Here is a 3,859-nt window from a genome sequence, read left to right as displayed (position 1 = left end):
GCTGTGGCTGTGCTTCGCGCTCGATGTCCCTGGCGTCCCAGAGGCGACGGTGTCCCTGCCGTTCGACTTCCTCGCCGGTCTTCTGATCCTTGGTCTTGTAGGTCACCGGCTCGACACCGGGAGAGAAGAAGGTCGCGCGATCGCCGACTTTCAGGTCATGCTTTTCAAGCGCGGCAGGGAGGGTGACGCTCCAGATATGCTCCTTCGTGCCCGCTTGGTTGGTCAGAGCCACGAAGGGTACGGGATCAGCCCCTTCGCGGTTGCGATAGGGGGCGGTGCCGATGTCGGTGATCTTGCCGGAGATGCCGTCAGAATAGCTTTGGTGCGGCGCGGCCTGCTGGTCTTCGCGGTCAATCGTCTTGGTATGGGCGGGTTGGGAGGCACGGTCCGTCCGCTCGATGGCACGTTCCCCGATCATCTGCGACCGGCGGTTGGCTTCTTCCTGATCCTTCTCCGTGGGGAGGTAGCCCTGAACCTTCAGCCCTTGGGCGGTGCCTTCGATCCACATCTCGCGCCGGAACTCCTCCGGCCCCTTAGCCTTCAGGCTCTGCCATCCGCGATGCGCGGCCAGCTCGATCATGTCCATTGCGGTCCCGCGATCCGCGTTTCGGGTGCTGAGCTGGTCGCCCTTGTCGATGATCGCAGGCCGGGCGTCATCATAGGAACGGTAAAGGTCCTGCTGACCTTTCGCCTTCGTGACCAGAAACCTGTCATGGTAGCTGACGGGCAGGTCAAAGCGATCCTGATCCGGCTTGGCCTGCTGTCTCTCGCTTGGCGAGATCGAGCCCTGGTCTGCGGGTGGCTTTTCCGGGCTGGCCTTCTCCGCGATCCGATCATGATAGCCGGTCCAGAAGTCCATGTTGGTCTGCGCCATGCGGGAAGGGGCCACGCCATCGCGATTGAGGTCGGTGAGATCCTTGCTGACGCTGTCGAGCGTGGGCACGGACTTCTGGATGTCGGTGCCGATGGTGACGGTGCGGGCGACGGTGCGCGCGCTTTTGTCCGTGTTCTCGATCACGCGCGGGTGCTGGCTGGCATCGGCATCCGCGAAGGCACGCCCTGCGGCGGCGGCCGAGGTGAAGCGCTCTTCCTTGCCATTGTGCGCATAGGAGAGCGTGAAGCTCGTACTCTTGTCCGTCTCAGGCATTCCGTTTCCTTTCGGCTTTCGCGGGGGCGACGTCACAGCCGAGGGCGGCGAGGATGTCCGCGGCGCCCTTGCGTGTTCCGACCTGTCCGGCCTTGTTCAGCTCCTTGATTTTCGCCTGTGCCTTCTGCCCGCTCAGGGCCAGCCGGTCGAAGGAGATGCCTTCGGGGTTGGCGATCTCCTCGTCGGTCATCGGCACTTCGGCAGGTTCGCCGTTGGCGACGTTCGCGGCCTGGAAGGCTTTCAGACCGGCCAGATTGTCGAAGTTGGTCTGAAGGGTGGAGACGCTTTCGCGCAGCATCGCGTTCTCGTCTCTCAACGAGGCAACGGCCTCGGCCAAGGCGTGACGGTCGATCCTGGGGACCACGGGCGGGGGCACCTTGGAGCGTTCAAGCAGTGCCGCTTCGGCATAGAACCTGATCTTCTTCGCCCGGATCGGTGGGTGTCCGGCGACGAAGACCAGCGCCTCGCTCTGGTCCATTTGCAGCAGCTCCTGCGGCAGCATGAGGGAGCGTTTCTGCTCGCTGTGACTGACGGTCGTGCCCTTGCGGTTGGCAAGGTATTTGGATTTGGACTCGCTGCGGGCTTCCACGCCATGCGTACCGAGCCGTTCCGAGAGGTTGCGCGCCTCTTTCACCCCCTTCGGGGTGAAGACGATGCTGACGCCGGAATTGTCCATATAGGCATCGGCGCCGTCCTGGCCGTAGATGTCGGCCAGCTGGGCCGGGGTCTGGACGATGGTCAGCACCTTCATGCCGTAGCCCGCGAAATAGCCAATGCCGCGCTTGAAGGCCGGAAGCTCCCCGACCGAGGCGAACTCGTCCATGCAGAGCAGGATCTTGTGTTTCAGGGCCGGATTATGCTCGGGCAGTTCCTGCATGTTCGCATCGACGCAGGACTGGAAGAAGAGGTTCATCAGCGGCCCGAGGCGACCGAGGTTGTTGGGCGTGATGCCGACATAGATCGTCATCCGCTTTCGGCGCAGATCGGCGAAGGCGAAATCAGACGCGGCAGTCGCGCGGTCGAGCATCGGGTTGGCGAAGAGGCCGAGGTTGGCGGTGATCGTGGATTTTACGCTTTCGAAGGTGTTCTCGCTTTTGGAGAGGAAGTCGTTGAGGGTCGAGACGGTCTGGAGCGACAGCGGACGCCCGGAGGCCTTCCTGTCCTCGATCCGCTTCTGGAAGGTCTGGACGAAGTCCGGGGTCAGGGTGAGCTGGCGGTAGATCTCCCCCAAGGTGAAGGGCCGTTCCGGCGTCTCGGCCAGATAGCCGCCAACGCCGACAAAGGCCGTCTGTGCCGCCCGGTCGAAGAACGGGTCTTTCGAGGCCACCGGAATGAACAGGTCGGCCAGCCGCTGAAGATCCTCGATCTGGTAATCCGTGCCACGCCGGACCGTGGAGAGCGGGTTCCAGCGATGCGTGCGACCATCCGGATCGAGGGGATCGAACAGGAAGACCTCCTGACCGCCCGCCTTGCGGAAGCCTGCGGTCAGGGTCCAGTTCTCCTTCTTGATGTCCAGGACCACGGCAGAGTCCGGCCAGTTGAGGAGGTTCGGGATCACCACGCCGACGCCCTTGCCGGAGCGGGTCGGGGCATAGAGCAGGACGTGTTCGTCGCCGCCATACATCAGCAGGTTTTGGGGCGTCAGATGTCCGGCTTTCTGGATCTTGACCGCGCCGCCTTGCTCGACTGCGCGGCCCCATTTGTCGACCCGCTTACCATAGTGTCGGGAGGGCAGGGAGCCGGTGAAGCCCGCAATGAGGCCTGCCTTCGATCTCATGCCCGCCTGCCGGATATCGCGGGCGCGTGCAAACTCGGCGCGGCCATGCACGTCCGGTTTCGGCTGCGCTTTCAGGATGGCGGCGGCGATGACGATGGTCGGCAGCAGCCCGGCATAGCCGGAGAGCTTGATCCATTTTACCGTCTCAGGATCAGTGTATCCGGCCAGCGCCGCCTGGGGCCAAAGCAACAGGTCGCGGGGCAGGTGGAGCGGAACCTTCAGCCCCCACTGCATGACATAGGCGGCGGTGACGAGCCCCCCGGCCACGGCGAACACGACTGCGGCCGAGATCGCGGCAGCCCGTGCAGGGGTGCCAAGGCGATGCCAGTTCTGGACGATCATGCTTCACCCCCCAGCTTTCTGCGGGGATCGAAATAGACCTCGGTGACCCTGGGTCCGGCGGCGGTCTTTTTGATCTGCACGACCACGTCGACCATCTGGTAGAGCATGTCCTTGATCTCGTCGCGCTTGAGGTCACGCCCGGCTTCGCTTTCCTTCACCAGAAGGGCCAGTTGCTCGAAGGCGAGCGTGGCGGAGTCGGCGTGAATGGTGGTGATCGACCCGCCATGCCCGGTGTTGACGTTGCGCAGGTAGTAGAAGGCCGAGGCGTCGCGAAGCTCCTGCAGGAAGATGCGGTCGGGCCGCATCCGGAGCGCGCTTTCCAGCAAGTCGCGCGCCGTGACCTTGGCCTCGCCCTGACCGCCCTTGGAATAGATCATCCGCACCACATTGGGCTGGGGAAGCTCCAGCTCGACGGTGTCTTCGATGGTGATCAGTCGCTCGCTGGTCGGGATCAGCGGGATCAGCGCCTTCGAGAAGGTCGTCTTGCCCGAGCCGGTGGAGCCAGAGACAAGGATGTTCTTCTTTGCCAGCACGGCGGCGTTCAGGAAGGTCTTCCAGTCGCCCTTGCGGTGATGGTCGAGAAGGGCTTCATC

The 3,859-nt window shown here is 63.6% G+C and carries 3 protein-coding genes; all 3 read right to left on the bottom strand.

What is annotated here, in order from left to right; translation table 11 throughout:
• On the bottom strand, positions 1 to 1,147 hold a 1,147-nt coding region (locus tag C8N44_RS22805), incomplete at its 3' end, for an LPD7 domain-containing protein (protein WP_308421265.1).
• Complete coding sequence (locus C8N44_RS22800) at positions 1,140 to 3,266, bottom strand: type IV secretory system conjugative DNA transfer family protein (protein WP_107978976.1); 2,127 nt, start codon at positions 3,264 to 3,266, stop codon at positions 1,140 to 1,142. The genes C8N44_RS22800 and C8N44_RS22805, both read right to left, overlap by 8 nt.
• On the bottom strand, positions 3,263 to 3,859 hold a 597-nt coding region (virB11, locus tag C8N44_RS22795; protein WP_107978975.1), incomplete at its 5' end, for a P-type DNA transfer ATPase VirB11. The genes virB11 and C8N44_RS22800, both read right to left, overlap by 4 nt.

Source organism: Allosediminivita pacifica (assembly GCF_003054175.1).
Lineage (GTDB): Bacteria > Pseudomonadota > Alphaproteobacteria > Rhodobacterales > Rhodobacteraceae > Allosediminivita > Allosediminivita pacifica.
Note: the sequence above shows the minus strand (reverse complement) of the source record. Positions and strands in the feature narration are given on the sequence as shown.

Excerpts from the sequence above, each read along its gene's own strand:
- C8N44_RS22800 (WP_107978976.1), bottom strand. The coding sequence starts at position 3,266 with ATGATCGTCCAGAACTGGCATCGCCTTGGCACCCCTGCACGGGCTGCC.